This is a genomic window from Geminicoccus flavidas (genome assembly GCF_009806515.1).
Lineage (GTDB): Bacteria > Pseudomonadota > Alphaproteobacteria > Geminicoccales > Geminicoccaceae > Geminicoccus > Geminicoccus flavidus.
Genome location: NZ_WUJP01000762.1, coordinates 1 through 399, shown reverse-complemented (window position 1 = coordinate 399; position 399 = coordinate 1). Strand labels below are relative to the sequence as shown.

1 protein-coding gene is annotated in these 399 nt (G+C 71.4%); it reads left to right on the top strand.

The features are described from left to right. A partial coding sequence (pth, locus tag EQG76_RS21920; protein ID WP_200841013.1) for an aminoacyl-tRNA hydrolase occupies nt 1–399 on the top strand: 399 nt, incomplete at both ends.

Below are 399 nucleotides of genomic sequence, written 5' to 3'. Positions count from 1 at the left end.
AACCTGTCCGGCCACGCCGTGGCCGAGGCCGCGCGCTTCCACAAGATCCCGCCGGCCGACATCGTCGTGTTCCACGACGAGCTGGATCTGGCGCCCGGCAAGGTCCGGGTGAAGCTAGGCGGCGGGGTGGCGGGCCATAACGGCCTGCGCTCGATCCGAGACTGCCTGGGCACGCCGGACTATCGCCGCGTGCGGATCGGGATCGGCCATCCCGGCCACAAGGAGAAGGTGCTGGGCCATGTGCTGGGCGACTTCGCCAAGGCGGATCGGTCCGGGCTGGCGGCCCTGCTCGACGCGCTCGCCGATGCGGCACCCATGCTCGCTGCCGGCGACGATGCCGGTTTCATGAACCGGGTGGCGCTGCTGACCGCACCGCCCAAGCCGGAGAAGCCGGCCCGA